The 2296-nt window shown below is 72.9% G+C and carries 2 protein-coding genes; both read right to left on the reverse strand.

Annotated features, from left to right (window positions below):
* Positions 1–22: 22 nt before the first annotated feature.
* On the reverse strand, positions 23–721 hold the full coding sequence (locus tag CCN33_RS23395) for a uracil-DNA glycosylase (RefSeq protein ID WP_086695482.1): 699 nt from the start codon (positions 719–721) through the stop codon (positions 23–25).
* Positions 722–745: 24 nt separating this feature from the next.
* Positions 746–2260 carry a YfcC family protein gene (locus tag CCN33_RS23400; protein WP_086695481.1) on the reverse strand — a complete coding sequence of 505 codons (1515 nt, stop codon included), beginning with the start codon at positions 2258–2260 and terminating at the stop codon, positions 746–748.
* Positions 2261–2296: the final 36 nt, after the last annotated feature.

Raw genomic sequence — 2296 nt, forward strand, 5'->3', positions numbered from 1 at the left:
GGCCTGATCCAAACGAAAGACCCTAGACCAGCCCCGCCGCCCGGGCCGCCGTCCCCAGGGTCTCGCGGAGCATCCGGGGCGTGAGGCGGCCGGTGAAGGTGTTGCGCTGGCTGACGTGGAAGCAGCCGTAGAGGTCGAGGCCGCCTTCGAGCGGGACGTGGGTGCCGTGGCCGAAGGCGGGGCGGGGGCGGGGTACGGTCCAGCCCGCCTCGGTGAGCGCGGGCAGGGCCGCCTGCCAGCCGAAGGCGCCGAGCACGACGACGGCCCGGAGCGTCGGCCGGAGCAGCTTCAGCTCCTGCACCAGCCAGGGCCGGCAGGTGTCGCGCTCGCCGGGCGTCGGCTTGTTGGCGGGCGGGGCGCAGTGCACGGGGGCGGTGACGCGGACGCCGTACAGTTCGAGCCCGTCGTCGAGGGCGACGGAGGTCGGCTGGGAGGCGAGGCCCAGGTCGTAGAGGGCCTGGTAGAGCACGTCGCCGGAGCGGTCGCCGGTGAACATGCGGCCGGTGCGGTTGCCGCCGTGCGCGGCGGGCGCCAGCCCGATGATCGCCAGCCGGGCGTCGGCGGGGCCGTAGCCGGGTACCGGGCGCCCCCAGTACGTCCAGTCCGCGAACGCGGCCCGCTTGGTACGGGCCACCTCCTCGCGCCACTCCACCAGCCGCGGGCAGGCCCGGCACTCGCTCACGCGCCGGTCCAGCCGGGCGAGACCACCGCTGTCGTCCATGCCCTTCACGGTAGGCCAGTCCGGTCAGGTGAACGCCGCGCCCAGTGCGAGGAACCCGCAGATCAGCGCGAACAGCACGGCCAGCAGCGGCCACGCGAACCGCAGGTACTTGTCGTAGCCCACCTTGGCGAGCGCGACACCGCCCATGACGACGGCGGTGGTCGGCACCCACAGGTTCATCCAGCCGCTGGACGCCTGCCAGGCGGTGACCGCGACCGCGCGGGACACCCCGGCGAAGTCCGCCAGCGGGGCGAGGATCGGCATGGCGAGCGTGGCGTGGCCGGAGGTGGAGGGGATCAGGAAGGCCAGCGGCAGGTTCACCACGAACACGATGACCGCGAAGACACCGGACGAGGTCCCCCGCACCACGCCCTCGATGGAGTGCAGCACGGTGTCGGTGATCCTGGAGTTGTTCATGATCACGGTGACGCCGCGGGCCAGCACGATGACCAGCGCGGGCGAGATGAAGTCGGCCGCGCCCTGCACGATGGTGGAGCTGAGCCGCTGCTCCCCCATCCGCGCCACCAGCCCGACCAGCACGGCCGCGCAGATGAACAGCGCGGCGAGCTGCGGGAAGGACCAGTCCAGCTCGAACGCGTACGGGGTGGCGTCCGCGTTGCCGGTGAGGGCGCTGGACCAGGGCACCACGGAGAAGATCATGAACGCGAAGACCAGGACCATCGTGGTCAGCACCGCCCGGTGCAGCCCGGTCAGTTCCGGCTCGGCGTCCGGCGCCTCGGTGGCGTGCTCGCGGTCGCCGGGCAGGAAGCCGGTGAGGGAGCGGGCCGGGTCCCGCCGTACCCGCCGGGCGTACCGGATGACGTAGGCGACCGTCACCGCCGTCAGCACCACCCACATCACGAACCGCAGCGCGATGCCGTCACCGAGGGAGATGCCGGCGGCCGAGGAGGCCACCCCGGTGGCGAAGGGGTTCACCGTCGAGCACAGCACGCCGATGCCCGCGCCCAGGATGATCGTGCCGACGGCCACCATCCGGTCGTAGCCGAGGGCGAGCATCAGCGGCACGATCAGGCCGTAGAAGCCGAGGGTCTCCTCGGCGAAGCCCTCCACGGTGCCGAGCACCGAGAAGACCACCATGATCCCGGCGATCAGCAGCGCGCCCCGCTCCCGCAGCCGGTGCGCGAGCCGGGCGATGCCCCGGTCGAGCGCGCCGGTGGCGAACACGACGGTGATGAACGCGCCGATGGCCAGCACGAACAGGAACACCCCCGCCGCGCCGTACAGCTCCCCCGCCAGGTCCGGCCCCACCAGCCCGGTTTTCGGGTCCCTCAGCCCGTACAGCCCGTTGACCGGGGAGAGGAAGAGGTCGTTGAGCCGGTCGACGACGGACTCCCCGGAGGAGACGCGGTGGTACGTCCCCTGCACGGGGGCGCCCGCCGCGTCCCGGTCGTACTGGCCCGGCGGGACGAGGAAGGCGAGCAGCCAGACGGCGATCGTGACGACGGCGAGCACCGTGAGCGCGCTGGGGAAGGTGAACGTCCGCCGGTGCCGGGGCGGCTCCTCGGCCTCCGTCTCCATGTCCCCTCCTCGCTCCCGGCGCGACCTCGGCAACAG

The sequence above is a fragment of the Streptomyces recifensis genome (genome assembly GCF_002154615.1).
GTDB lineage: Bacteria > Actinomycetota > Actinomycetes > Streptomycetales > Streptomycetaceae > Streptomyces > Streptomyces griseoluteus.